The following is a 25,500-nucleotide window of genomic DNA, read 5'->3' on the forward strand; positions in this document are numbered from 1 at the left end:
CATGCAATATAAAATCACCGCCCCGGAACGTATTCAGGCAACCATCAATCTTCCGGCATCAAAAAGCATCAGCAACAGAGTGCTGATGATACATGCACTTGCGGGCGGAGACACTCTACCGGACAATCTCAGCGACTGTGACGACACGGAAGTCATCATACGTGCCCTCGCCGCAATGCCTTACGAAATCGACATCAAAGCCGCGGGTACGGCCATGAGGTTTATGACGGCGTATCTTTCTGTGACGGAGGGCAAACACCTGCTTACGGGAACCGACCGCATGAAACGGCGGCCTATAGCACCGCTCGTCAATGCCCTGCACTATCTGGGAGCCGACATCCGATATGCCGGAGAGACGGGATTTCCACCTCTCATCATAAATGGCAAAACGCTTGAAGGCGGACGCTTGGAGGTGCCGGGAAACATCAGTTCGCAATATATTTCCGCATTGTTGATGATCGGGCCGGCACTGAAAGAAGGACTTGAACTGCACCTCATGGGAGAGATCATCTCCCGTCCATACATAGACCTCACGCTTTGGACGATGCAAGAATTTGGTGCCGAAGCGGAATGGACGGATATGGACATCATCACTGTCAGGCCACAAGTCTACAAGTCTCATCCCTATCTCATCGAGAACGACTGGAGCGCGTCGAGCTATTGGTATGAAATGCTTGCCTTGCAGGGAGCCTCCGGTTCGTCAATCAAACTAAAGGGACTCACAGACGGCTCCAAGCAAGGCGACTCGGTAGTCAAATACCTTTTCAGTTTGTTGGGTGTGAAGACGACATTCGACAACAAGGAAGAGGGGCAGCCCACAACTGTAACCCTCACCCGCCATCGCTGCCTGCTGCCCCGCCTTGACTATGACTTCACGGGCTCGCCCGATTTGGCACAGACTTTTGTCGTGACATGTGCGTTGCTGGACATTCCCTTCACGTTTACTGGTTTGGCCAGTCTGAAAATCAAGGAGACCGACCGCATAGAGGCTTTGAAAGCCGAAATGAAAAAATTGGGCTATCTCATCAAAGACGAGAACAACAACACCCTGCGCTGGGAAGGAGAGCGCTGCACGCCCTCTCTGCAACCTATCGACACCTACGAAGACCATCGCATGGCATTGGCTTTTGCCCCGGCTGCCTGTCGGTTTCCCGGGTTGAGAATCAACAATCCGGGCGTGGTGAGCAAATCCTATCCCCACTATTGGGACGATTTGCGCAAAGCGGGATTCAACATTGAGGAAGTATGATTTATCTGTTATTGGCTCTCGTTGCAGGCGGTCTGCTTGTCGGATTTTTCACTTGGATCGGTAACCGCAACAGCCAAGGCGATGAAGAATGTATCGTCGTCAAGAAAGGTGACTGTACCACATGTAACGGAGAGAACAGCAAGTGTGAGCAGGAATGTATGTTGGAAGCCTCTGTCAAGGACATAGAATACTACAACGACGAAGAACTCGACGCTTTCGCCGGACGCCCGGCCGATGCCTACAGCGAGAGGGAAGTGGAACAGTTTTCGGAAGTGCTCTACACGATGAAGCCTGAGGAGGTGAAAGGATGGACGCGCAGCCTGACCCTGCGCGGCATTAATATCCCCAACCAACTCAAGGACGAAGTTTTCGCATTCTTATGAACATCATCGAATACGCTTTTTTTCAAAATGCCCTGCTGGGTTCGCTGCTTGCCAGTATTCTCTGCGGCATTATTGGCACCTACATTGTGACACGTCGCTTGGTCTTCATCAGCGGCGGTATCACCCATGCGTCGTTCGGCGGCATCGGCATCGGGGTGTTCAGCGGCATCAACCCCATTCTGTCGGCCATGGTGTTTGCCGTATTAAGCGCCTGCGGAGTGGAGTGGCTGTCAAAGCGCAGCGATGTGCGCGAAGACTCGGCCATAGCCGTCTTCTGGACGCTTGGCATGAGCGTGGGCATCATCTGTTGTTTCCTCACACCCGGTTTTATGCCCGACCTGCCCTCTTTCCTTTTCGGAAGCATTTTGACTATCGGGACAGCCGATCTATGGTTGCTGGGAATTCTTACTGCCATTGTGGTCGCCACCTTTAGTTTTTTTTGCCGCCAGATAGTGAGCGTGGCCTTCGACAGCATCTTCGTCCGTTCACAACATCTGCCCGTCACCCTGATAGAGTATTTCATGATGGCACTCATCGCCATGACCATCGTCTCCACGCTCCGCATGGTGGGCATCGTACTAGCCATCAGTCTGCTCACCATCCCGCAAATGACGGCCAACCTTTTCACGTTCAGTTTCCGGCGCATGATATTCCTTAGCATCGCCATCGGCTGGGCCGACTGTCTGATAGGGCTGGCAATCAGCTATCAGCTCAACGTGCCTTCGGGAGCCTCCATCATTTTTGTCGGTGTCATTGTCTACGCTATTGCCAAGACAATAAAAACCCTTTGTTTGAAGTTCTATAAACGTGAGACTAACCGACTATAGACATATCGCCGTCTTGTTGACCGTTGTGACTGCACTGACCATTGCAGGATGCGGCACACAGAAGAACACCGCGCAGAGTCGTTGGTGGCAATCCTTCACGACTCTCTACAACACCTACTATAATGGTTCGATGGCCTATATCGATGGTTCGTTGGAGAAAGAGCAGGGCAACAAAGACAACTTTACAGAACTGATTCCGCTCTACACCGTGGGCAACAAAGGCAGTAGGGAACTGGGGCTGTCAAACTTTCAACGCGCCATAGAAAAAAGCGAAAAGGCCATCCACCAACACAGCATCAAACGCAGGCCTGAATGGACCAAGAGCCGGCGCAAAACCGCCAAGGACATAGAGTGGCTCAACCGGCGCGAGTACAATCCTTTTCTCTGGAAAGCGTGGCTGCTGATGGGGCGTGCACAGTTCCACAGCGGAGCCTTTGACGAGGCGGCTTCCACTTTCGCCTACATGAGTAGACTCTACGCAACCCAACCGGCCATCTACGGCCGTGCCCGCGCATGGCTTGCCAAATGCTACATAGAACAAGGATGGATGTATGATGCGGAGGATGTCATTCGCAACATGCAGCGTGACTCCATCCATTGGGCAGCCCAAAAAGAATGGGACTATACATACGTCGACTACTACATACACTCCGGCGACTTTAGAAAAGCCATACCCTACTTGAGAAAAGTCATCCGCCACGAGATGCGGCGCAAGCAGCGTGCCCGTGAATGGTATCTCATGGGGCAGCTGTATGCCGCTATCGGAAATAGGCAGGAAGCCTACAAATCCTTTCGCCGGGTGGTGCGGCTAAGTCCGCCTTACGAGTTGGATTTCAATGCCCGCATAGCCATGTCTGAGGTTATGGCAGGAAGCCAGTCGAAGAAAATGATTGCCAAGTTGAAGCGAATGGCAGCCAATGACAACAACAAAGAGTATCTTGATCAGGTGTACTACGCCATCGGCAACATCTACTTGGCACAAAAAGATACCGCCAACGCCATCGGAGCCTACGAACAGGGCAGCAGAAAAGCTACGCGCAACGGGGTGGAGAAAGGTGTGTTGTTGCTCCACTTGGGCGACCTCTACTGGAATCGGGAGAAATTCAGCGATGCCCGGCGTTGCTATGGTGAAGCCATCGGACTGCTTGACAAAGATCGCAAAGACTATGCAGTGCTTTCCCAACGCTCCAAAGTACTCGACGAATTGGTACCACACACCGAGGCCGTCGAACTGCAAGATTCGCTCCAAGCCTTGGTTAAGATGAATGAGAAAGACCGCAATGCTGCCATCGACCGGGTCATCGCCGCTTTGAAGAAAAAGGAGAAAGAAGAGCGTGCGGCCCAAGCCGAAGCAGAAAGCAATCGGACTCAACAACAGAACAGTGGCGCAATGAGGCCGAATCTGCCCAACGTGACATCTCCCAATGCAACTACAAGCACTACATGGTATTTCTATAATCCCACGGCAGTGAGCCAAGGAAAGTCTGTGTTCCAACGCCAATGGGGCAAGCGAGAAAATGTAGACAACTGGCAAAGAAGCAACCGGACGGTTGTGATGGATGTCGGCGGAGCTGAAAATATGACTGATGCCATGCGCGATTCGCTTGTTCGGGCGGCAGAGATGAAAGATTCTCTAGCGCAGATAGCCGACAGTGCCCACAATGATCCTCATCGCCGGGAGTATTATCTGGCGCAGATTCCGTTCACTCCCGAACAGATGGAAGCCAGCAATAAGATTCTCGAAGACGGGCTCTACAATTCAGGCGTCATATTCAAAGACCAGCTCGACAAGCTCCGGTTGAGCGAGAAAGCACTGCGCCGGTTGGTAGACAACTATCCCGACTTTGAGCATTTAGACGATGCTTATTATCATCTCTTCCTGCTCTATTCACGCATGGGCATGCCTACAGTGGCTGAAAGCTATATCAACAAACTGAAAAGAGGTTATCCCAAGAGCCGATGGACAGCCTTGCTTACCGACCCCTACTTTAAAGAGAATGCCCGATTCGGCGTTCATATAGAAGACTCGCTCTATGCAGCCACCTACGCGGCATTCAAGGCCGATAGATACCATGAGGTGAAAAGCAACATGCGCCTCTCCGAAGAACGCTTTCCCATGGGTGCCAACAGGGACAAATTCCTGTTCATCGGCGGTCTAAGCAAGCTCAATAATGGAGATGCTACGGGCTGCGTGGATAATATGAAACGGGTGGTTGAATCGTATCCTAATAGCCGCATCAGCGAGATGGCCGGCATGATCGTTAATGGAGTGAATGCCGGACGCCATTTGCGTGGGGGAAAATTTGATTTGGGTGACGTGTGGAACAGAAGAAGCATTGTGCTCAACGACAGCGACTCCATTGCCAAACAGTTTTTTTCGACCGACCGGAATGCCGACTTCGTTTTTATGGTGGTTTACACCCCCGACTCCCTCAACGAAAACCGGCTGCTCTTTGAATTGGCTAAATTCAACTTCACAACTTATCTGGTGCGCAATTTCGATATTGATATCGAAGATGTCGACGGTCTCCATCGCATGGCGGTCAGCGGCTTCCGCAACTATGACGAGGCCTTGCAATACGCTCATCAGCTCTATCAACAATCCGGCATTGCCAAACTATTGGGCAACAGTCGCTCCATCATCATCAGCCGGCCCAACATAGACTTACTCGGGACGCGTTTCTCTTACGACGACTATGCCAAGTTCTATTCCAAACATTTTACACCTCTGAAGGTTTCCACTTTCCGTCTGCTCACCGAACCAGCCGAGATTGCGACAAAGAAAGAATCTGAAACGGAGCCTACTCCCGAAGAGATAGACCGCACATTGGATGAAGACGGATTCATCGATAACGGCCTTGACATACTCCCCGAACAGAACAATGTGCCCCCTACGCATACGGGGACACTAATCATCCCCGAGGAAAAGACACCAACGCCGGTGGACAAAGGCACTATCATTATTCCCGAAGCCCCGCTTGCCAAGCCAAGCCAACCGGCTACACCGGTCAAGCCAGCCACTCTCCCCGCCAAACCGACGGGTACGGGCAGCAAACAGACCACCCCGATCGGTAAACCGAACGCTACCGGCAAGACACCGGTGGTCCCTAAACCGGCTTCCACGCCCAAGCAGTCTCCGAAGCCCCAACCCAAGAAAGAGGATACAGGAGTCTATTTTGATGACGGGTTTGGCGGCACATTCACCGGTGGTAAAAACACCGGCAAATCCGGTAAGAATGACCGAAACAAACCGGAAAAGAAGAAGCAGACTTTCGATCTCGAGGATGAATATTACGAATTAGACGGATTTTAAGATATGAGCAACGGATTATTACTTTGGATTGATGACGAGATAGAACTCCTCAAGGCCCACATCATCTTTCTTGAAAAGAAAGAATATGAAGTAACGACAGTCAACAATGGCTCAGATGCCATTGACCTATGTCGCCAGCAAACATTCGACCTCATCCTACTCGATGAAATGATGCCGGGACTCAGCGGACTCGAAACACTCCACAGACTGAAAGAGATTCAGCCTTCCACACCGGTCGTGATGTGTACCAAGAGCGAGGAAGAGAACATCATGGAACAAGCCATCGGTTCGAAAATAGCCGATTACCTCATCAAGCCCGTCAATCCCAGCCAAATATTGCTCACACTAAAAAAGAATATCCACCGGAAAGAGATCGTCACCGAGGTGACGCAGAGCGGCTACCAGCAAAGCTACCAAGAGATTGCCATGCAGATAGCCGACTGCCGCAGCCACACCGACTGGATGAATGTCTACAAACGTTTGGTGCATTGGGAATTGGAGCTGAGCAGCACGGAAAGTGCCATGACCGAGATGTTGCAGATGCAAAAAGAAGAGGCCAACAACGGCTTTGCCAAATATGTCGCCAAAAACTATCTGGACTGGATGAACCCTTTCAACCTGACCACAACGGCAGATAAGCGTAGCAGCTCCGCCTTCCAAGGATCTTCTGTCGCAGAAAGACCCGTGTTGAGTCCGGATGTGTTCAAAACAAAAGTTTTCCCACTGCTGGATCAAGGAGAAAAGGTGTTCTTCATCGTAATAGACAATTTCCGTTTCGACCAATGGAAAATGCTTCAGACAGACTTGGGAGACATGTTCGACATCGAGGAAGACATGTATATGAGCATCCTCCCCACAGCCACCCAATATGCCCGCAATGCGATATTCAGCGGACTGATGCCCAACAAGATAGCCCAAATGTTTCCCGACTTGTGGGTGGACGAGGATGAAGAGGAAGGCAAAAACCTCAATGAGGGTCCACTCATCCGGACACAGCTCGACCGTTATCGGCGTCACAACACGTTTAGTTATCACAAAGTGAACGATTCCGGTGGTGCCGACCGGTTTCTGGAAAAGTTTAACGAACTCAAGAACAACGATCTCAACGTGCTTGTCATCAACTTCATTGACATGCTTTCCCACGCCCGCACCGAATCCAAGATGGTGCGCGAGTTGGCTAACAACGAGTCGGCCTATCGTAGCATCACACTCAGCTGGCTACGCCATTCCGTCATGTCAGAGGTGTTTAAAAGGTTATCTCAAGAACATTTCAAAGTCATCGTCACCACCGACCACGGCAGCATCCGTGCTTCCACCCCTGTTAAAATCATCGGTGACAGGAACACCAACACCAATTTGCGCTACAAATTGGGCAAAAATTTGGCCTACAATCCAAAAGAGGTGTTTGCCATCAAGAATCCCTCGCAGGCACATCTGCCGGCCCCAAATCTGAGCACCTCCTATGTGTTTGCCACGGGCGACGACTTCTTTGCCTATCCCAACAACTACAATTACTACGTGTCCTACTACAAAGATACGTTCCAGCACGGAGGCATTTCCATGGAAGAAATGCTCGTTCCGCTCATCACACTGAATCCAAGAAAAAGATAAGAATATGAAAATCAAGATCGATTCATTAGACAACATCCATGCTGCCGCCAAGCAGTTTGTCGACAACATGGGCACCAGCAAGGTGTTCGCTTTCTACGGAAAGATGGGGGCCGGCAAAACAACATTTATCAAAGCCATTTGCGAAGTGTTTGGAGTGGACGATGTCATCACCTCCCCCACGTTCGCCATCGTCAACGAATACACGGCCGCTTCGGGAACCCCCATCTATCATTTCGACTTCTATCGAATCAAAAAAATAGAGGAAGTCTACGACATGGGCTATGAAGATTATTTCTACAGCAACAACCTGTGCTTCCTTGAATGGCCCGAGTTGATAGAAAACCTCCTGCCCGGGGATGCCGTGCGAGTGACTATTCGTGAGGAGGAAGACGGAACAAGAACTGTGGAGACAGTCTGAGGCAGCCCTCCCGACACGGCTGACACGCGCTATACCAACCAACAAAAATCCCGCAAGGCGATGTGTCCTTGCGGGATTTCTTATTGTAACGGCAAATCAATTTTATTCATTTGCCCTCGCTGTTTTCTACTTACAGAAGCTGTTTGAACTTCTCGTCAAGTGTCTCTTTATTGGCGGCACCGACATACTTGTCTACCAACTGCCCTCCCTTAAAAAAGAGAATCGTAGGGATGTTGCGCACACCAAACTGCATGGCTACATCATCGTTCTCCTCCACATCACACTTGCCTACAACAATCTTACCGTCGTAGTCATTGGCCAGTTCGGAGATGACGGGACCCACCATCCGGCAGGGGCCGCACCACGTTGCCCACAAGTCAACCACCAATGGCAGTTCGCCATTCTTATAAGTCTCGAAATTCTCGGTTGTGATCTTTACTTCCATTTCTTTATTCCTTTTTATTAACTGTTGTTTAATTTATTCAATCGAGTGAGCAGCGCTCTCCATGTGTTCTGCAAACACCATGCCAACCGTCAGTTGATGTGAAATTGCATCTGGGGATGCGACTCAATGTAGTTAACCAGTGCCTTGCTCACATCCACGGTCTTGTCTTTCGAACGCAGCGACACAAAGCTGTTAGTCTCCAAGTCACGTATTTGGAAAAACACCTGAGTGGGGCCCGGGTTGTCGCTGATGATAGTCGAGAGGTCGTTGACCAGCGTCTCGTCCACCGCATCGCTGTCCATCGAGATAGTCAAGCGTTCTATACGTGTGTTCTTCACATCGTTGAGAAACTGCACGTTCTGCACCTTCAACTCCAGCAGATCGGGATTGTAGGAGAAACGCTGCACGCACTTAGCCGTGACAAAGACGGTGCAACCCACCGTGAGCCGTCCCTTCCAGTTGCTCCAATCATCGCCGAAGAGTGCCAATTCGCCCGGTACATCGAAATCTTCTATGGTGACAAAACCAAACGGCTTGTTGGTTTTGGCGGAAAAACGCTCGCTCACATTGGTCACAATGCCACCGAATGTCAGTTCTTCACGCTCTGCCAGTGCCTTTTTGTCACTGTCACGTCCCACCTCCATACATTTGGTGTTGCATATACTTTTCAGTATCACCGTATATTCGTCAAGCGGATGAGCCGAGAGATAGATGCCCACGAGGTCGCGCTCTTTGTTAAGTTTCTCTATCGTGCTCCACACCTCCCCCTTCGGCACCGGAGGTGTAGCTATCTCCACCATGTCCATACCCCCAAACAGGCTGTTTGTTGCCTGCTGCTGGTCGAGCTGATAACGCTGCCCGTAGCGCACCAACGAGTCGAGGAAGACTTCTCCCTTCGAATTGACACCCATATACTGTTCGCGTTGCAGTCCGAAACCGTCGAACCCGCCACTGAGTGCCAGGCTCTCGAAAGCCTTGCGATTCACGCAGCTGTAGTCCACCCGTTGGGCGAAGTCGAAAATGTCTTTGTAGGGCCCGTTTTTCTCGCGCTCACTGACAATGGCCTCCGCAGCCGCAGTGCCCATGCCCTTGATAGCAGAGAGTCCGAAACGGATTTCTCCTTTTCTGTTTACACCGAAGCCGCTGTAACTCTCGTTCACATCGGGCCCCAGCGTGGAGATATTCATCGACTTGCACTCCTCCATGAGCTTAGTGATTTCCGTAATCTGACTGAATCGGCGGGTCATCAGTGCGGCCATAAACTCGGCCGGATAGTGAGCCTTAAGGTAGGCCGTCTGATAGGCCACCCACGAATAGCACGTGGCATGCGACTTGTTGAAAGCATACGAGGCAAACTTCTCCCAGTCGCTCCATATTTTCTCGAGCACTTGCGGATCGTGGCCGTTCTCCTGTCCCTGCTTGATAAATTTCGGCTTCATCGCATCTACGATGGCCTTTTTCTTCTTTCCCATGGCCTTTCGCAGCGCGTCGCTCTCGCCTCGGGTGAAGTTGGCCAACTGTCGCGAAAGCAACATTACCTGCTCCTGATACACCGTGATGCCGTAGGTGTCTTTCAGATATTTCTCCATGCAGGGAATGTCATATTTCACGAGCGAAGGATCGTTCTTTCGTTTGATGAAATCGGGAATGTAGTCCATGGGCCCCGGCCTGTAAAGAGCATTCATGGCGATGAGGTCTTCAAACACCGTGGGGTGCAGTTCGCGCAGATACTTCTGCATACCTGCCGACTCAAACTGGAATGTGCCGATGGTGCGGCCCTCCTGATAGAGCTTATAAGTGAGTTCGTCGTCAATGGGAATGTTGTCCAAGTCTACCACGTCGCCGGTCGTCTGTTTCACCACCTTGCAGGCCTCCTTCAACTCTGAGAGGGTCTTGAGCCCCAAGAAGTCCATCTTGATGAGTCCGGTGGACTCGATGACATGGCCGTCATACTGGGTCACTGCCGTCTTTTTGTCAGGGAAATCAGGGTCATCGGCCGTGGAGATGGGCACCCAGTCACTGATGGGATTGCGGCAGATGATGAAGCCACAGGCGTGAATGCCCGTTCCGCGCACCGTCCCTTCAAGCATCTTGGCATATTTGATGGTGTTCCGCTCGCGCTCGTCTATCGACACGGCGGCCTCCTGCAATTCGGGCGTATACTTGATGGCGTTGGTCAGATTCATCTTGGCCCCATCGGGCAGACGGTCGGGGATAGCCTTGCAGAGGGCATTGGAACGTTCGAGCGGCAGTTTCTCCACACGCGCCACATCTTTGATGGAGTTTTTGGTGGCCATGCTGGCGTATGTGATGATGTGCGCACAGTTTTCGTGTCCGTACTTGTCCATCACCCATTGCAGCACCCGCCCACGCCCGTCATCATCGAAGTCGGTATCAATATCGGGGAGATTCACACGGTCGGGGTTCAGGAAACGCTCAAACAGCAAATCATATTTCAGCGGGTCTATCTTCGTGATGCCCAGACAGTAGGCCACCACTGATCCGGCAGCCGAGCCACGCCCCGGGCCCACCATCACGCCCAATTTCTCTCGGGCCGCATTGATGAAGTCTTGCACGATGAGAAAGTAGCCCGGAAAGCCCATTGTCTTCATCACATGGAGCTCGAAGTCAATATGTTCTTTCACCTCTTCGGAGAGCGGGTCTCCGTAAAGTTTTTTAGCCCCGTCGTAAGCAAGCTTGCCCAAATAGTCGGCTTCAAACTTGATACGATAAATCTTGTCATAGCCCCCCAGACGGTCGATGACGGCCTGTCCGTCTTCTGGCGAGAGCTGATTTTCGCCTTTCTCGTCGCACGTAAATTCCTTATACAGCTCCTCTTTCGAGAATTTCTGCCGCCACTGCTCCTCCGTTCCGAAGTCTTCCGGAATGGGGAAAAACGGCATGATGGGCCCATGTTCGATACTGTAAAACTCCACCTTGTCCAAAATCTCAAGCGTGTTGGTGAGCGCATCGGGGATATCGGAGAAGATGTCGTTCATCTCCTGCTTGCTCTTAAACCACTCCTGCTTAGAATATCTCATGCGGTTGGGGTCGTTGAGGTCGGCCTGAGTGGAAAGACAAAGCAGGTGGTCATGGGCCTCGGCTGTCTCTTTGTCCTCAAAATGGCAGTCGTTGGTGCAGATGAGTTTGATACCGTATTCTTTGGCAAACTCTATCAGCACCTTGTTGGCCCGCTGCTGCAAGGGATAGGTTTCGCGATTGGCGAGAACCGTGGGGTCAGTCACTTCGTGGCGCTGCAGCTCGAGATAGTAGTCGTCGCCGAACACCCGATGATACCACTCGCAGGCTTCGCGCGCACCGGCGATGTCGCCTTTCAGTATTTTGGCGGGCACTTCGCCGGCTATACAGGCCGAGCAGACGATCAGGTCTTCATGATATTTCTCCAGATCTTCGCGGTCGGTACGCGGCCGATAGTAGTAACCGTCCACCCACGAACGCGAGACGAGCTTGATGAGATTCTTGTACCCGTTGTAGTTTTTGGCCAACACGATGAGGTGGTAGCCCGAGTTGTCGCCGTGCTCCTTCACCTTGTCTTCCTTACGGTGGCGGGCCACATACATCTCGCAGCCGAAGATGGGCTTGAAAGGCTCCTTCCCCTCTTTCTTGCGCTCTTTGTTCAGTCCGGCACAGATGTCGGCAAACTCCTTGATGCCGAACATCACGCCGTGGTCGGTAAGTGCCATGCCGCGCATACCGTCGTCCACGGCCTTTTTCACAAGATTGGCTATCTTCGACTGGCCGTCGAGGATAGAATAATAGGTGTGTACGTGTAAGTGTACAAAATCTTCCATCGGCTGTCAATATTGTTTTAAAATCGGAGTGTAAAGTTACGGCTAAAACCTGACACAGCCAAAAGAATGAGTTGAAAAATTTGCGGCAGTCATAAAAAAAAACTATCTTTGCAAACAAATTGAAAACCTGAACCTTCAATGGGAAAAAGAATAAAGAAACTCAAGAAAATCAGAATACATCGCGAAGGGACGGACACGCTCGTCTTCAGTGCCGTGGCCATTGTGGCCATTGCGCTGCTGCTGTGGTATGCCGTGCCCACAAAAGTTCCTTTCTGGGGCTTCGTGGCCGTGTTTGCCATCATCTACGGCGTTGTGCTCAACTTCTACCGGTGTCCCAAACGTTTCATCAATCTGGAAGATACCGACAAGATAGTCGTGGCCCCGGCCGACGGCAAGGTGGTGGTCATCGAGGAGGTGGAAGAGACGGAATATTTCCACGACAAGCGACTGATGATTTCCATTTTCATGAGTCTTTTCAATGTACATGCCAACTGGTTTCCCGTTGACGGAAAGGTGAAATTCGTGAAGCACGAAGACGGCAACTACCACAAGGCATGGCTGCCCAAAGCCAGTGAGGAAAACGAACATGCCGACGTGATGATCACCACGCCCGATGGGGTGGACATCCTTTGCCGTCAGATAGCCGGCGCCATGGCGCGCCGCATCGTCACCTACGCCAAGGAAGGTGAGGAATGCTACATCGACGAGCATTTGGGATTCATCAAACTGGGGTCACGTGTCGATGTGTTCCTGCCGCTGGGCACGGAGGTCTGCGTGAAGATGGGACAACCCACCACGGGCGACCAAACCATTATAGCAAAACTGAAATAACAGAACAACCGTTCGCCCAAGCCTACGGCCTACTTGGCAGAGAGCTTGGGCGTTTTTATATTTTATCAAGGATGGCAAACTCAATCACGAAACACATTCCCAACACCCTCACCTGCAGCAACCTCGTTTCGGGCTGCATAGCCACCGCCTGCGCCTTCGGCGGCTCTCCCCGCTGGGCACTCACATGGATCATCATCGGTGCCGTGTTCGACTTTTTCGATGGCATGAGCGCACGCTTGCTGGGTGTTTCCTCGCCCATCGGCAAGGAGTTGGACTCGCTGGCCGACGACATCACTTTCGGTGTGGCGCCGTCCACCATCATCTTCTCCCAACTCTGGGTGATGGAATATCCTGCCTTTCTGGAGCCTTATCGCGAATTTCTCCCCTACTTTGCTTTCGTCATGGCGGCTTTCTCAGCTCTCCGACTGGCCAAATTCAATCTTGATGAGCGGCAGACAACCTCTTTTATCGGCTTACCGACTCCTGCCAATGCTCTATTCTGGGGCTCGCTCATCACGGCCAATCCCGGATGGATGCAGCATGGTTGGTCATTGTTGGTAGTGCTCCTCATGGTGTGTCTCAGTAGTTGGCTACTCGTTTGCGAACTGCCCATGTTTGCCTTGAAATTCAAACACTGGGGATGGAAAGGCAACGAAGTGAAATACGTATTTGCCGCCCTCTCCGCTCTCGTGCTGATTGTGTTTGGCTTGCTCAACGGCTTCTGGATGGTCATTTCACTCTATTTCCTTGCCTCGTTGGCTTTGTATCTCTCAGGCAGCAATCCTGACTCTACTTCCCAACCACGTCAAGACGCGTCATTATGACAGCCATATTCCAATTTTTACTGTTCATCTTCGTTGCCATCACCGTCTTTGTCGGCTTGGCACTCTACCGCATCTACCGGCAACTGCACGATGCCACCCACCGCTTCCGCGAACGGCCCCAACAACGCGAGGCCAAAGTGGGCGACAATGTCATCATCGACCGGCGCACTCCCGAAGAGACCAACAAGAAGATTATTCCTGAAAACGAGGGGGAATATGTAGACTTCAAGGAAGAATAACGGTCAAGAATTATCCGCCCTCATTTGCATTCCCGCCTTTTCCGGTGTATCTTATTTTATTCGTCGTTACCAACATCTCCGTCGGCAAATGAAGCGAATTTATTCACGCAGCATTCGTATAATTTGCACAATTCGCCGTCAACCACTTCTTTGTCGGCGAATGAAGCGAATTAAACGAATTTATCTCACACCGGCATTCGCGTCATTCGGATAATTCGCCGTTAACCATACATTCGTCAGCGAAAAAAGCGAATGAGGCGAATTTATCTCACGCCTACATTCGCATAATCCGCATCATTCGCCGTAACCCATTATACATTCGCCGACGGAGACATGATTCTATTCATGCACGAGGGTGCCTATCTCCTCGCCATCCATCACCTTTTTGAGATTGCCCACGATATCCATGTTGAACACATAGATGGGCAGACGATTCTCCTTACACATGGTGGTGGCCGTGAGGTCCATCACCCGAAGATTGCGATTATAGATTTCATCGAAAGTGATGTCCTTAAACTTCGTGGCAGTGGGGTCCTTCTCTGGGTCGGCCGTATAGATGCCGTCCACGCGCGTGCCTTTAAGCATCACATCGGCCTCAATCTCGATGCCGCGAAGCGAACTGCCCGTATCGGTGGTGAAATAAGGGCTGCCCGTGCCGGCCGAGAAGATGCACACATAACCTGCCTCCATAGCCTCGATGGCTTTCCACTTGCTGTAAAATTCGCCTATAGGCTCCATGCGGATGGCTGTGAGAACTTTCGTTTTGACACCTATCGCACCGAGAGCGGAACTCAAGGCTAGCGAATTGATTACCGTGGCACACATACCCATCTGGTCGCCTTTCACACGGTCGAAACCTTTCTGACTGCCGCTCAACCCGCGGAAGATGTTGCCCCCGCCAATCACAATGCCTATTTGCACCCCCATCTCGTGCACTTCCTTAATCTGCCGGGCATAATCGTCCAGACGCTCTGCGTCGATGCCGTAGTTCTGCTTGCCCATCAGGCTCTCTCCACTCAATTTGAGCAGAATGCGTTTAAATCTTGCCATAATTATCTATTTTATAATGTGAATTTCTAACTTTCAGCTCCCACTCTTAACTCCTCACAAATTCCACTTCCTTGAAAGCATAGCTGCGTATGCTCCCCTCGCGGTCGCGAAGGATGAGGTGTCCGTCGTCTTCCACTTCGACAATCGCCCCCTCAAACTCACCGTCTTTGTCGCGATAGCGATAGAAGCCCGAACGGCGGTAGAGAGCTTCATGATAACGTTGCGACACCTCGCCGTAACGCCCTTGCCGCAGCAATTCGTAGTAGTGCTCGAAGGCATGGAGAATTTCATGGAGCAGGTGTTCGCGATCTATTTCGCGGCCTAAAAGCTGATAGAGAGAAACGGGATTGGGGGCGTCACTGCGGAACTCGCGCTGATTCACATTCAGTCCGATGCCGAAGATGCAACGGCCGATGCCCCGGCTGTTCACGGTGGTCTCTATGAGCGTGCCGCTAAGTTTGCTGTCACGCCAATACACATCGTTGGGCCACTTCAGCGTAACGAAGTCGTTGTAGGTATCGAGCGTCTCTTTCAGAGCCAAGGCCCCGGCCATGGAAAGCAGAAACTGACGGCCCACAGGCATCCAACAAGGATGCACCATGAGCGAAAAGAGCAGATTGGCCCCGGCTTCGCTCTCCCACGTGTTAGTGCCCTGCCCCCGCCCGGCTGTCTGATAGTCGGCTACGGCCACGGTCATTTCCTCCTCACCGACCGGTGGACAATCGTGCAGATAGCGATTGGTAGAGTCAACGGTTTGCAGTCTGATGATGTTTGTCTTCATCCGTATTTTCTTTTTATCACACAATGACCATAGGATTGAAAGCATCCACGATGTGTTCTATCGTCTGTGCCTCCTTTTGGTCGCCGATGATGGACACAATGTCGAAACGCAACGGAGCCGACACGCCCAGCGACTTCACATAAGAATCGGCTGCACGGGCTAGCCGTTTGATTTTCTTGGCATCCACAGCCTGCTCCGGCTGTCCGAAAGCATTGGTCTTCCGCGCTTTCACCTCCACGAACACCACCGTCTCTCCATCATCAGCCACGGCCACAATATCGAGATCGAGCTTTCCCTGCCGCCAGTCGCGGTCGCGAATCACATATCCTTTCTGCTCAAGATATTTGGCGGCCAGCTCTTCGCCCCATTTTCCCAATTCGTTATGTTCGGCCATGTTTTTAAACAGTTAATCATGCAAAAATAGCAATTTTATCTAACATGGTCAAACTATTTTTCGTATTTTTGTACCCGCCAAACAGTTGTTTACAGAGAATGAGCCGCCCTAAATAAGGTGGATCAACAACATGCACTCTTATGGAAATACAGAATCTGACATTCTACTATCCCCGACGCAAAAGACCGGTGTTCGACAAATTCAGTCTGACACTGAATCCGGGGCATATCTACGGACTTCTCGGCCCTAACGGCGCCGGCAAGTCCACCTTATTATATTTAATGTCCGGACTGCTCACTCCCACGGTCGGCGGTGTGCGACTGAACGGGAATGATGTACGGAAGCGTCGCCCGACGACCACAAGCGAGATATTCCTCGTGCCCGACGAGTTTGAACTGCCGGCTGTGACCCTCCGGAAATACATTTCCACCAACAGTTGTTTCTATCCCCGGTTTTCGATGGACGACATGGAGTGCTACCTGAAGACTTTCGGCATGACGGCAGATGCGCATCTCGGCGACCTCTCGCTCGGACAGCGCAAGAAGATATTCATGAGTTTTGCCATGGCGACCCACACTCGTGTGCTGCTGATGGACGAACCCACCAACGGGCTCGACATCCCCGGTAAGCGCCAGTTCCGCGAATTCATCACGCAGGGACTTACTCCCGACCGTCTGTTTGTGGTGTCCACCCATCAGGTGAAAGACGTTGAGAGCATACTCGACCAAATACTTCTCATCGACCGTAGCGAAATTATCCGCAATGTGAAAGCGGAGGAAATAGTCGAAGAGCAGACTGCCGACGGCACGATAACGAATGGAGAGATAGATCTTGAGACTTATTTTGAGAAGGCAATGGCAGGAAAGGAGGTACACAATGACTAACGATTTTTTCACACCCCGGCGGTTTCGGGCTTATTTTCGCAAGCTGCTGACCGAGCATTGGCGCACCATCTGCGTGGCAACGGCCATTCTTTTGGGCATCATGCTTGTCGCAGAGATATGGACGGCTTTATCCTCCTACTCCTATTACTTTTCTCTGGAAAATCCTGAATCGAACTATGACCCGGCACGAGAGACGCTTTTCTTCACCGGTGCTCTGATATTCCTTGTTGGCGGCTGCATCTCCTCCTCCCGATTGTTCACCGACGGGCAGCGGAAAGCCGGGCGCATCCACGTGCTCACAACGCCCGTCAGCCCATTTGAGAGTTGGCTGGCGCGATGGCTCCTTTACGTGGTGGGCTATATCGTCGTATTCTTCGCCTGTTTCTATCTGGCCGACTTGGTGCGCGTGGCCATTTTTGCACCGCTGTTGCCGAAGGTCTCGGTCTCCTTTGTCAGCATCATCCCGAAAAGTATTTCCGACCGGGAGACCTATCCTACCATGTGGTTCTTCTATTTCTTCTTCACCTCATGGTTCGTGCTGGGCAGTTTCTTTTTCCCCAAACGACCGTTGTTGGCCACAAGTATCTGTATATTTATTATCGGCATGCTTTTCTTTTTCGTATTATTGGGAGTGATGGATCCGTTCATCAATCTATCCGACAGGCAATCGGCCCTTCTGAAAACCATCGCCAATCTGTGGCTCATCCTGCACGGACTGTTGAACTGGTGGCTGTCTTATCAGCGATATAAGGAAATGGAAATCATCGACCATCACTAAACAAGAGGAGGAAAAAGCATGAAAAGGACAACCATCATCACTATATCCGCGATAGTCTTCGGTTTCGTTTTTTGGAGCACCCTGCCCGGTCTGCTTTCTTCCGTGAAGACCAAGACCTTGAGCATAGACGACACGGAAACCATCAATTTGAAGGACTTGACAAGTCTGACCTTTCTCATGAAACCGGGAGCCGAGGATGACTACGAGGAAGAAGGACTCTTCGGCGACTACACTTTTGACATTACGATTCGGGTGGACGATCATGCCAAAGGGGTCCGCATCACATATCCTAAAGACCTTATCACCGCCCAAACAGAGGGAGTCACAGGAAAGAGAAACAGAAGTGACATCTCCTTGCGATTCGCCCGAAAGTTCAAGGACTTTGTGACAGAGGGGGGCAGACAAATCATCTCCCAAAACAAAAAATATGGAGGGTTTCAGGAAAAAGACGAGATGTTGAACGCATACACCATCAGTGACATTCCCGTCACAATCGTGATGCCGACGGAGAAGCTCATGACGCTACTCAGCGACAACGACTCTCCGAAAGGCAAAAGGCTCAGGCTTCACACAGCATATACATTGACCATAGAGAATCTGAATAGCGAAAACTTCAATTTTGCAGACAGTCTGTCTTTGTCTTTGGTCAACTGCAACATCCGGAAGGCCCATATCGCGGTTATGGAGCGCTGCCTGACACTGGATAACACGCGCATCGGCGACTTGACGTTCGAAGTATATACAGAGGAAGAACAATACACTTCGTCCACACTTTCCACCACGGGGAAATCGAGTGTGGAGCATGTAACAGTGAATGGAACCGGAGATCTCAGCCTTGACCACCAGACATTCAAGAGTATAACGGCCATCCCGTCTTCCGGAACGTTGCTCAACATCACGCTGGAAGGAATCTCGGAAGAAACAAATATTAAAGGAACAGCGCAAAACAAATGGAACAACTCGAAATCGACGAACAATACATGCGAAAGGCCTTACAAGAAGCCGAAGCAGCCTGCCAAAAAGGTGAAATCCCCATTGGGGCGGTAGTGGTGTGCAAAGGGCGCATCATATCGCGGGCACACAATCTGACAGAGACACTGCACGACGTGACAGCCCATGCCGAGATGCAGGCCATCACAGCGGCAGCCGATCTGCTCGGAGGGAAATACCTGACCGACTGCACCCTCTATGTCACGGTAGAGCCCTGCACGATGTGTGCCGGAGCCATCGGTTGGGCACAAGTGCCCCGCATCGTCTATGGCGCCCCTGACGAGAAGCGTGGCTACCGGCACTACGCCCCTCACGCCATGCACCCGAGAGCAGATATTGTGGGAGGCATTCTTGAGGATGAATGCCGGGAACTGATGCAAAAGTTTTTCAGAGACAAACGATAACACTTTCGCCCTCAAAAGATCGGGCCCGTCAGAGCGAAAGCACTTATAATCATTATCGGATAGGCCTGGGAATAATCCAACCCATGGGTGACGACAGAGAGAATGTTGGCCAATCATGATAAGTGGCTATCGACACGGGTAAGAACAAGCTTTACAAAAACAGAGTTGCGAAAATTCTCCAACCAGAGAGGAAAACCGACTTTAAACCACCTAAAAACCCCACCGTTTTTCAGGTTCGGGCCCTTCGAGTTTGCAAAAGAGCCACAGTTGGGAACCGAAAGGGCCACAGTTGCGTCGCAACTGTGGCCCTTTTGCAGGTTCATTCGGCCTCTTTCAGACCTGTTTTCAGACTCAAAAATATGTTGATAAAATTCAACTTGCTGATTATCAACAGGCAAGAAGCGTCTCCAGAATTCGCATATTTTCGTCCAGCCGGTCTCTCGGCGAGAATATCGCACATACAGAAGCCGAAAAACTGCAAATCGTTTTACAAAAACTACCGGCTGCTACTTCACAAGCACCACGAGGTATTTGCTTGTTGACCAGAAAATCTGCGGATTGGTGATGCGCAGCACATACTGGTTGTTGGCATCGCGCTGCAGCGTGTAGCTGGTTGCCGGATGAGCCGTAAGAAGCTTGGCCGACTTGGAGTAGAGCTTGATCTCTTTGTCCACACGGATGTCAATCTTGGTGAAATAGTTCTTGTTGAAATTAGAGCGAAGCACCTTTCCGTCTTCGATGATACGCTGGTTCTTCAACTCCTTCTTCGTGCCGAAGACAAACCATGCCGTATTGAGCTGCTTGTCCTGCTCGTTGATGACTTCAGATTTCTTTGTGCTCTCGGCATTCAGATTGTTCACATCGGTGTTCAGGTTGTTGATGGTCTCATCGAGTTCGGAGATGTGAATGTCTTTAGAGTCGAGCTCCACACGCAACTGCTGTAGCTGGCGATCCTTTTCGCTAAGCTGCTTCATCAGGCTTTCGATGGTCTTCTTGAACTGTTCGCCCTTCATCGAACTTTCCCGCATCTGCTGACGGAGCTTTTCGATAAGTTCGCGGTTCTCCTTCATACGCCCGGAAATGAACTTGATGTTCTCACGCAACTGTTGGGCGCGGTTGGCCCCTTCACCATCTTTCATCAGACTGACACGGTTTTCAGCCTCACTGATCTGTCTGAAACCCTCCTGAATCTCATTCAGCGTGCCCATCATATCGTTGATTTCATTGTCTTTTTGCTCAATGATCTTATTCAACGAGTCGTTCTGTGTCATACCGGCCAACTGGTTGGCATTCTTGTTTTCGGTGCAGCTTGCCATGACTAATGCGCCCATGCAAGCAATGAACAACAACTTTTTCATCATAATCTTTCGTTTAAGTTATTTTCTTTTTGGTATTCTTTCCTGCAAGTACAATGACAATTTCTCCCCGAGGTTCGGTCTCCTGAAAATGGGTAATGACCTCTGTCAAAGAGCCGCGCACGCTCTCTTCATGCAATTTCGAGATTTCACGGGCCACACTCACCTGGCGGTCTTGCCCAAAGATTTCGGCAAATTGCCCCAACGTCTTGAGCAAGCGATAAGGCGATTCATAGAAAATCATCGTACGCGTTTCATCTACAAGCGACTGTAAATGGGTCTGCCGTCCCTTCTTCTGCGGCAGAAAACCTTCAAAGCAAAAGCGGTCGCAAGGCAGTCCCGACGAAACAATGGCAGGTATGCACGCCGTAGCCCCGGGAAGGGTTTGCACAGTGATGCCTGCGCGGGCAGCCTCACGGGCAAGGAAAAAGCCGGGGTCACTGATGCCCGGAGTGCCCGCATCGCTAATAAGGGCCACTGTCTGCCCCGCTTTGAGACGCTCTACAATGCCTGAGGCTGTGCCATGCTCGTTGAATTTATGGTGTGACATCAAGTGGTTTTGGATATCAAAGTGTTTCAACAGAATACCCGATGTACGAGTATCCTCTGCCAACACGAGATCGGCCTCCTTCAGTATCCGGATAGCCCGAAGCGTCATGTCTTCCATGTTTCCTACAGGAGTAGGCACTATATACAATGTACCCATAGATGTTACAAATGTAGCTAAATAATCCATGAATACAAAAAAGGGACTTAATTCTTTGCATTTTTTAAAACGTCTTTGTAATTTTGCAGGCATTATGATGGAAAACTTAACGGGAGAAGCTCACCGCCCGGGAAGAATAGAAGTGGTGTGCGGCTCCATGTTCTCCGGCAAGACCGAAGAACTTATCAGGAGGATGAAACGGGCCAAGTTTGCCAGGCAAAAGGTCGAGATTTTCAAGCCGTCTATCGATACAAGATATTCGGACGAAGATATCGTCAGCCACGACCGCACCTCTATCCGTTCCACCCCCATCGACTCTTCCGGTTCGCTGTTGCTGTTAGCGTCGGATATCGATGTGGTGGGCATTGACGAGGCTCAATTCTTTGACGACGGTTTGGTAAGTGTGTGCAACCAGCTCGCCAATCGGGGTGTGCGCGTCATCATAGCAGGTCTCGACATGGACTTCCAGGGATTACCGTTTGGCCCAATTCCCGCACTTTGCGCCATTGCCGATGACGTGACCAAAGTGCATGCCATCTGTGTGAAATGCGGAGCACTGGCCTATGTCAGCCACCGTTTGGTGCATAACGACCGCCGGGTGCTGCTCGGTGAGAAAATGGAGTATGAACCGCTTTGCAGGGATTGTTACCAAAAGGTATTGAAGGAGGAAAAAGAACATGAACGAACAAAAGATTACGTTTGACAAACTTGTGAGATGGGTGGGGATCGGAGCACTCATCCTTGCCGTTCTCTATCTTGTAAACTATTTGAGCGGTGCACTGTTGCCTTTCTTCATCGCTTGGCTTTTTGCTTATCTGCTCTATCCCATCGTGAAATTTATCCAATACCGGTTGCATGTCAAAGTGCGTGCATTGGCCATCATCGTCACCATGATACTCGTCATATCAGTTATCGCCGGAGTAATCTATCTCATCATTCCCCCTATGATAGAACAGTTTGAGAAACTCGGCGAAGTGACCACCAAATGGCTTCATACAACCACACACACCAACAACCTCACCACCTACATACAAGAATGGTTGCAGGCTAACCAATCGGAAATAGAAAAGTTTTTTAAAAGCCGCGATTTCAGTGATGCCATCAAGACAGCCATGCCACGGCTCTTTTCGTTTGTGGGACAAACGGCCAGCGTGGTCATGAGCATCATCGCCTCCATGATCACCTTATTATATATGTTCTTTATCCTTCTCGACTACGAACACCTCACGCAAAACTGGATAAGAATATTCCCACAAAAGAATCGTCCATTTTGGCACGAACTGATGCAGGATGTAGAACGCGAACTCAACAACTACATTCGCGGACAAGGATTGGTAGCCCTCTGCATGGGCATCATGTTCTGTATCGGTTTCACCATCATCGGCTTCCCGATGGCCATCGGCCTGGGTATCCTCATTGGCATCCTTGACTTGGTACCCTACCTTCACACCTTTGCACTGATTCCCACAGCCTTTTTGGCCATGCTCAAAGCTGCCGATACAGGACAAAACTTTTGGTGGGTATTCGGACTTGCAGTCATTGTATTCATTGTGGTTCAGATTATCACCGACTTCATCACAACACCCAAGATTATGGGTAAGGCTATGGGGCTCAATCCGGCCATTCTCCTGCTCAGTCTTTCGGTGTGGGGAACTCTCCTCGGCTTTATCGGACTCATCATAGCCCTGCCTCTCACCACACTCATCATAGCCTATTGGCAACGCTATGTGACCAAAGAACATGCTCCAAAGAGATCCAGTATCTCCAATGAGCATTCCGCAAGCGATTCCGATTCTCCAGACTTCCAAATACATTCAGAACCTCAAAAACCTCAAAAATGAATTCGTATTTAACAAAAAAGGCAGAATAATTTGTTCAATTCAAAAAAACATCGTACCTTTGCACTCGCTTTTACAGATGCACAAAGCCGAAACCTTTGCCTCATTGGTAAAGATTAGATAATAGATCCGCTAGCTCAGTTGGTAGAGCACAACACTTTTAATGTTGGGGTCATGGGTTCGAGCCCCATGCGGATCACTTGGTGATAAATAGCGTAAATATCATAGATACAGCGGTTTAACACCTCAAGCAAGCAAATATATCAGTTAAAAAAAAGAGATTATTTTCTCAAATTTGACGCAAAACGCGTTACTTTTGAGTATCCTTTAATGGCTCAAATGATATTGTTGTGTGTTTAATAACTCAATAATATTGCGGCTCAGTCGAATTTCAAATCAAAAAAAGGACACCTTTTTCGGTGTCCCTTCCCGTGATTCCGTTGGGATTCGAACCCAAGACCCACAGCTTAGAAGGCTGTTGCTCTATCCAGCTGAGCTACGGAACCAATATTGCCAAATTAATATAAGCGAATGCAAAAGTACTGCTTTTTTGCCGTTTAACCAAACATTTCCACAATTATTTATGGAAAGGCAGGGTGAAGAGAATGCAACTAAAGAGTCTGAGAGATAATAAACCAAAACAAGGAAAAAAGCAAGGGAAAACTTACTTGTATTTATCTATCAGCCCTTGTGCTCGGCTGTCACCAAGCGATTTGGCTTTTTCGAGGTTTGCCAACCCTTCAGCTTTGAGTTTCTTCTGTATCTGTGCCAGCCCGAGGAAGATGTATCCATCGGGATATTGTGGTGCCAGTTCGACGCAACGGGTGGCAGCGAATACAGCTTCATCAAGTTTATTCACGCGCAGATTCATCGAGGCCAATTCCACCCAATAAGTAGGTTCCTTGGGGGCAAGAACACAAGCGTGGGCAATATCGTTGAGAGCTTGCTGGTACATACGTATCTTGCTCTCACACTGATAGCGGGTATAGTAAAATTCAGCAGGCGCTGTACCGTAGAACACGGTCATAATCGTATCGTAGAGATTGTAGTCGCGCATAGCATCACGGTATTTACCATCGGCATCGAGAGCTTTGCCGCGGGCGAGAATATAGGGTGCTCCCATCTGTGTCTTTCCACTTACATTGACAGCACTGTCGAGCAGGGCAATGATTTCTGACGTGCCGGCTTTCAAATTGGCCTTGGCTTGCGCAGCCTCGAAAAAGACTTCACCATTGCGAAGACCCGACTTGGCGAGTGCCATAAACTGGTCGTAAGCTGATTGATAGTCGCCTTTCATGAAAGTGATTTGGGCCTGAAGATGCCGATAGATGGGCAGTGGATTGGCAGCATAGGCAGCTTGAGCCTCAGCCATAGCCTTATCCAGAGTCCACGCTTCAAAGGTCTTTCCGCTCTGACTGTAAGCCAAATAGCGATAGATGAGGTCAGCATAGTTGTAGTGGGCTTCATCTTTGAGAGCCGCTTTGGCGATACCGAGTTCCATATAGTGGGCTGCTTCGGCAAAGTCACCTGCGCGGAAAGCAATGTCAGCACGTTCTTTGTAACCATCAGCAGCCGCAGGAAACTTGACCATAAATTCATCAGCGTATTTACGGATCACATCATCCCCAAACTTGCTCTTAGCCAACACCAATGTCATGCGGGCATCTTCTTCTTTGGAAGGCAAAGCCGTGCGAATGGCCGTCTGTTTCAGGGCCGGGTCGAGATTTGACATTCCATTCACTTTCAAGTCGTTGATAAAGAGAATATCGGCAGCCGATACATCGCTGTTAGCCGCCAAATGGCGCAGCAACCCCATTACCTCACCTTTGGCATTGACAAAAGGGCAACCGATAGCATTGTCAGGAGCATTGTAATTGAACACATAATAGGCATACTTGTCTATAAATTTCTCCACCTTAGCCACTTTGATCGATTGGGCATCGGTTTTGCCTTTGGCATAATTCACCAACCACACCTGAGCCCCCTGCATCACAGTGGTGCGGGCTATTGGGGCAGCCGGTGTAGTACCCGTCACGCGAAATTTAGCCACATCATAGAGTTCGTTGCCTCCAAGAAGACAGTCCACATCATAGCTCTTGCCCGCAGCATCTATCACCGTAGCCTTAGCCGCTCCCACGAAAGGAGCGAAAGTACTTACAGCCGTACCATCGGTGGCGATAAACACACCGTGGGTGGAAGACAGCAGAGATCCATCGGCCTTGAAAGTGGTGAGTGTAAATACAGCTTTGGAAGCCTTCTGCACGGCTGCCGGTTGGGCTTTAACCATGCCCGGTAACAGTGCCAAGCAAAACAACCACAACATTATCAAAAAGGGTGTATGGAAAATCTGTTTGAAAGTTTTCATCTG

The 25,500-nt window shown here is 50.4% G+C and carries 23 protein-coding genes and 2 tRNA genes; 16 read left to right on the top strand and 9 right to left on the bottom strand.

The window, feature by feature from the left end:
- Position 1 precedes the first annotated feature (1 nt).
- From HMPREF6485_RS00400 to tsaE, 6 genes are read left to right on the top strand one after another with little or no spacing between them, the layout of a single operon-like run.
- Positions 2–1,249 carry a 3-phosphoshikimate 1-carboxyvinyltransferase gene (locus HMPREF6485_RS00400; RefSeq protein ID WP_004343990.1) on the top strand — a complete coding sequence of 416 codons (1,248 nt, stop codon included), beginning with the start codon at positions 2–4 and terminating at the stop codon, positions 1,247–1,249.
- Positions 1,246–1,632 carry a hypothetical protein gene (locus tag HMPREF6485_RS00405; RefSeq protein ID WP_004343991.1) on the top strand — a complete coding sequence of 129 codons (387 nt, stop codon included), beginning with the start codon at positions 1,246–1,248 and terminating at the stop codon, positions 1,630–1,632. Before HMPREF6485_RS00400 ends, HMPREF6485_RS00405 begins: the two co-directional genes overlap by 4 nt.
- The gene (locus HMPREF6485_RS00410; protein ID WP_004343992.1) at positions 1,629–2,459 is read left to right on the top strand and encodes a metal ABC transporter permease; all 831 of its coding nucleotides are present in this window, start codon (positions 1,629–1,631) and stop codon (positions 2,457–2,459) included. Before HMPREF6485_RS00405 ends, HMPREF6485_RS00410 begins: the two co-directional genes overlap by 4 nt.
- On the top strand, positions 2,440–5,772 hold the full coding sequence (porW, locus tag HMPREF6485_RS00415) for a type IX secretion system periplasmic lipoprotein PorW/SprE (RefSeq protein ID WP_004343993.1): 3,333 nt from the start codon (positions 2,440–2,442) through the stop codon (positions 5,770–5,772). Before HMPREF6485_RS00410 ends, porW begins: the two co-directional genes overlap by 20 nt.
- A 3-nt stretch (positions 5,773–5,775) precedes the next feature.
- Positions 5,776–7,383, top strand: coding sequence for a T9SS response regulator signal transducer PorX (gene porX / locus HMPREF6485_RS00420; RefSeq protein WP_004343994.1), 1,608 nt, complete (start codon positions 5,776–5,778; stop codon positions 7,381–7,383).
- A gap of 4 nt (positions 7,384–7,387) precedes the next feature.
- Positions 7,388–7,801: a tRNA (adenosine(37)-N6)-threonylcarbamoyltransferase complex ATPase subunit type 1 TsaE gene (gene tsaE / locus HMPREF6485_RS00425; protein ID WP_004342195.1), complete on the top strand. Its 414-nt coding sequence runs from the start codon at positions 7,388–7,390 to the stop codon at positions 7,799–7,801.
- Positions 7,802–7,931: 130 nt separating this feature from the next.
- Here tsaE and trxA read toward each other — a convergent pair whose 3' ends face one another.
- Together trxA and dnaE are read right to left on the bottom strand one after the other, a co-directional pair.
- Positions 7,932–8,246: a thioredoxin gene (trxA, locus tag HMPREF6485_RS00430; RefSeq protein ID WP_004342193.1), complete on the bottom strand. Its 315-nt coding sequence runs from the start codon at positions 8,244–8,246 to the stop codon at positions 7,932–7,934.
- A gap of 89 nt (positions 8,247–8,335) precedes the next feature.
- Positions 8,336–12,058 (bottom strand): DNA polymerase III subunit alpha, encoded by a 3,723-nt coding sequence (dnaE, locus tag HMPREF6485_RS00435; RefSeq protein WP_004343995.1) that lies wholly within the window; start codon positions 12,056–12,058, stop codon positions 8,336–8,338.
- Between the two features lie 138 nt (positions 12,059–12,196).
- Here dnaE and HMPREF6485_RS00440 point away from each other — a divergent pair, with 138 nt between their 5' ends.
- The 3 genes from HMPREF6485_RS00440 to HMPREF6485_RS00450 all read left to right on the top strand — a co-directional run bounded on the left by HMPREF6485_RS00440 (position 12,197) and on the right by HMPREF6485_RS00450 (position 13,952).
- Positions 12,197–12,889: a phosphatidylserine decarboxylase family protein gene (locus HMPREF6485_RS00440; protein ID WP_004343996.1), complete on the top strand. Its 693-nt coding sequence runs from the start codon at positions 12,197–12,199 to the stop codon at positions 12,887–12,889.
- Between the two features lie 71 nt (positions 12,890–12,960).
- Complete coding sequence (locus tag HMPREF6485_RS00445; RefSeq protein WP_004343997.1) at positions 12,961–13,713, top strand: CDP-alcohol phosphatidyltransferase family protein; 753 nt, start codon at positions 12,961–12,963, stop codon at positions 13,711–13,713.
- Positions 13,710–13,952 carry a DUF4834 family protein gene (locus tag HMPREF6485_RS00450; protein ID WP_004343998.1) on the top strand — a complete coding sequence of 81 codons (243 nt, stop codon included), beginning with the start codon at positions 13,710–13,712 and terminating at the stop codon, positions 13,950–13,952. The genes HMPREF6485_RS00445 and HMPREF6485_RS00450 overlap by 4 nt, the downstream gene beginning before the upstream one ends.
- 339 nt (positions 13,953–14,291) lie before the next feature.
- Here the strand turns inward: HMPREF6485_RS00450 and pyrH are convergent, their stop codons facing one another.
- From pyrH to HMPREF6485_RS00465, 3 genes are read right to left on the bottom strand one after another with little or no spacing between them, the layout of a single operon-like run.
- The gene (gene pyrH / locus HMPREF6485_RS00455; RefSeq protein WP_004343999.1) at positions 14,292–15,002 is read right to left on the bottom strand and encodes a UMP kinase; all 711 of its coding nucleotides are present in this window, start codon (positions 15,000–15,002) and stop codon (positions 14,292–14,294) included.
- Between the two features lie 46 nt (positions 15,003–15,048).
- Positions 15,049–15,783, bottom strand: a complete 735-nt coding sequence (locus tag HMPREF6485_RS00460; protein ID WP_004344000.1) for a biotin--[acetyl-CoA-carboxylase] ligase — start codon at positions 15,781–15,783, stop codon at positions 15,049–15,051.
- 16 nt (positions 15,784–15,799) lie between these two features.
- Positions 15,800–16,177, bottom strand: coding sequence for a YraN family protein (locus HMPREF6485_RS00465; RefSeq protein WP_004344001.1), 378 nt, complete (start codon positions 16,175–16,177; stop codon positions 15,800–15,802).
- A gap of 140 nt (positions 16,178–16,317) precedes the next feature.
- Between HMPREF6485_RS00465 and HMPREF6485_RS00470 the strand changes: the two genes are divergently transcribed.
- From HMPREF6485_RS00470 to HMPREF6485_RS00485, 4 genes are read left to right on the top strand one after another with little or no spacing between them, the layout of a single operon-like run.
- The gene (locus HMPREF6485_RS00470; RefSeq protein WP_004344002.1) at positions 16,318–17,061 is read left to right on the top strand and encodes an ABC transporter ATP-binding protein; all 744 of its coding nucleotides are present in this window, start codon (positions 16,318–16,320) and stop codon (positions 17,059–17,061) included.
- On the top strand, positions 17,054–17,839 hold the full coding sequence (locus HMPREF6485_RS00475) for a hypothetical protein (RefSeq protein ID WP_004344003.1): 786 nt from the start codon (positions 17,054–17,056) through the stop codon (positions 17,837–17,839). The genes HMPREF6485_RS00470 and HMPREF6485_RS00475 overlap by 8 nt, the downstream gene beginning before the upstream one ends.
- Positions 17,840–17,857: 18 nt before the next feature.
- Entirely contained in the window at positions 17,858–18,886 is a 1,029-nt protein-coding gene (locus HMPREF6485_RS00480) for a hypothetical protein (protein ID WP_004344004.1), read from the top strand.
- The gene (locus HMPREF6485_RS00485; protein WP_004344005.1) at positions 18,790–19,233 is read left to right on the top strand and encodes a nucleoside deaminase; all 444 of its coding nucleotides are present in this window, start codon (positions 18,790–18,792) and stop codon (positions 19,231–19,233) included. The genes HMPREF6485_RS00480 and HMPREF6485_RS00485 overlap by 97 nt, the downstream gene beginning before the upstream one ends.
- A gap of 506 nt (positions 19,234–19,739) precedes the next feature.
- On the opposite strand, the gene HMPREF6485_RS00495 is transcribed toward HMPREF6485_RS00485, so the two are convergent.
- Together HMPREF6485_RS00495 and rsmI are read right to left on the bottom strand one after the other, a co-directional pair.
- Positions 19,740–20,591: a Cbp1 family collagen-binding glycoprotein adhesin gene (locus HMPREF6485_RS00495; protein ID WP_036927898.1), complete on the bottom strand. Its 852-nt coding sequence runs from the start codon at positions 20,589–20,591 to the stop codon at positions 19,740–19,742.
- A 13-nt stretch (positions 20,592–20,604) separates the two neighbouring features.
- Positions 20,605–21,294 (bottom strand): 16S rRNA (cytidine(1402)-2'-O)-methyltransferase, encoded by a 690-nt coding sequence (gene rsmI / locus HMPREF6485_RS00500; RefSeq protein WP_044125667.1) that lies wholly within the window; start codon positions 21,292–21,294, stop codon positions 20,605–20,607.
- Positions 21,295–21,388: 94 nt separating this feature from the next.
- Here rsmI and HMPREF6485_RS00505 point away from each other — a divergent pair, with 94 nt between their 5' ends.
- From HMPREF6485_RS00505 to HMPREF6485_RS00515, 3 genes are all read left to right on the top strand, one after another.
- On the top strand, positions 21,389–21,997 hold the full coding sequence (locus tag HMPREF6485_RS00505) for a thymidine kinase (protein WP_004342160.1): 609 nt from the start codon (positions 21,389–21,391) through the stop codon (positions 21,995–21,997).
- Positions 21,972–23,135, top strand: a complete 1,164-nt coding sequence (locus HMPREF6485_RS00510) for an AI-2E family transporter (RefSeq protein ID WP_004344010.1) — start codon at positions 21,972–21,974, stop codon at positions 23,133–23,135. The genes HMPREF6485_RS00505 and HMPREF6485_RS00510 overlap by 26 nt, the downstream gene beginning before the upstream one ends.
- Before the next feature lie 123 nt (positions 23,136–23,258).
- Positions 23,259–23,331: transfer RNA gene (locus tag HMPREF6485_RS00515), tRNA-Lys, on the top strand.
- A gap of 233 nt (positions 23,332–23,564) precedes the next feature.
- On the opposite strand, the gene HMPREF6485_RS00520 is transcribed toward HMPREF6485_RS00515, so the two are convergent.
- Together HMPREF6485_RS00520 and HMPREF6485_RS00525 are read right to left on the bottom strand one after the other, a co-directional pair.
- A tRNA-Arg gene (locus HMPREF6485_RS00520) sits at positions 23,565–23,638 on the bottom strand.
- Positions 23,639–23,796: 158 nt separating this feature from the next.
- On the bottom strand, positions 23,797–25,497 hold the full coding sequence (locus HMPREF6485_RS00525; RefSeq protein WP_004344011.1) for a tetratricopeptide repeat protein: 1,701 nt from the start codon (positions 25,495–25,497) through the stop codon (positions 23,797–23,799).
- Between the last annotated feature and the right edge of the window lie 3 nt (positions 25,498–25,500).

Source organism: Segatella buccae ATCC 33574 (assembly GCF_000184945.1).
GTDB classification, from domain to species: Bacteria; Bacteroidota; Bacteroidia; order Bacteroidales; family Bacteroidaceae; genus Prevotella; species Prevotella buccae.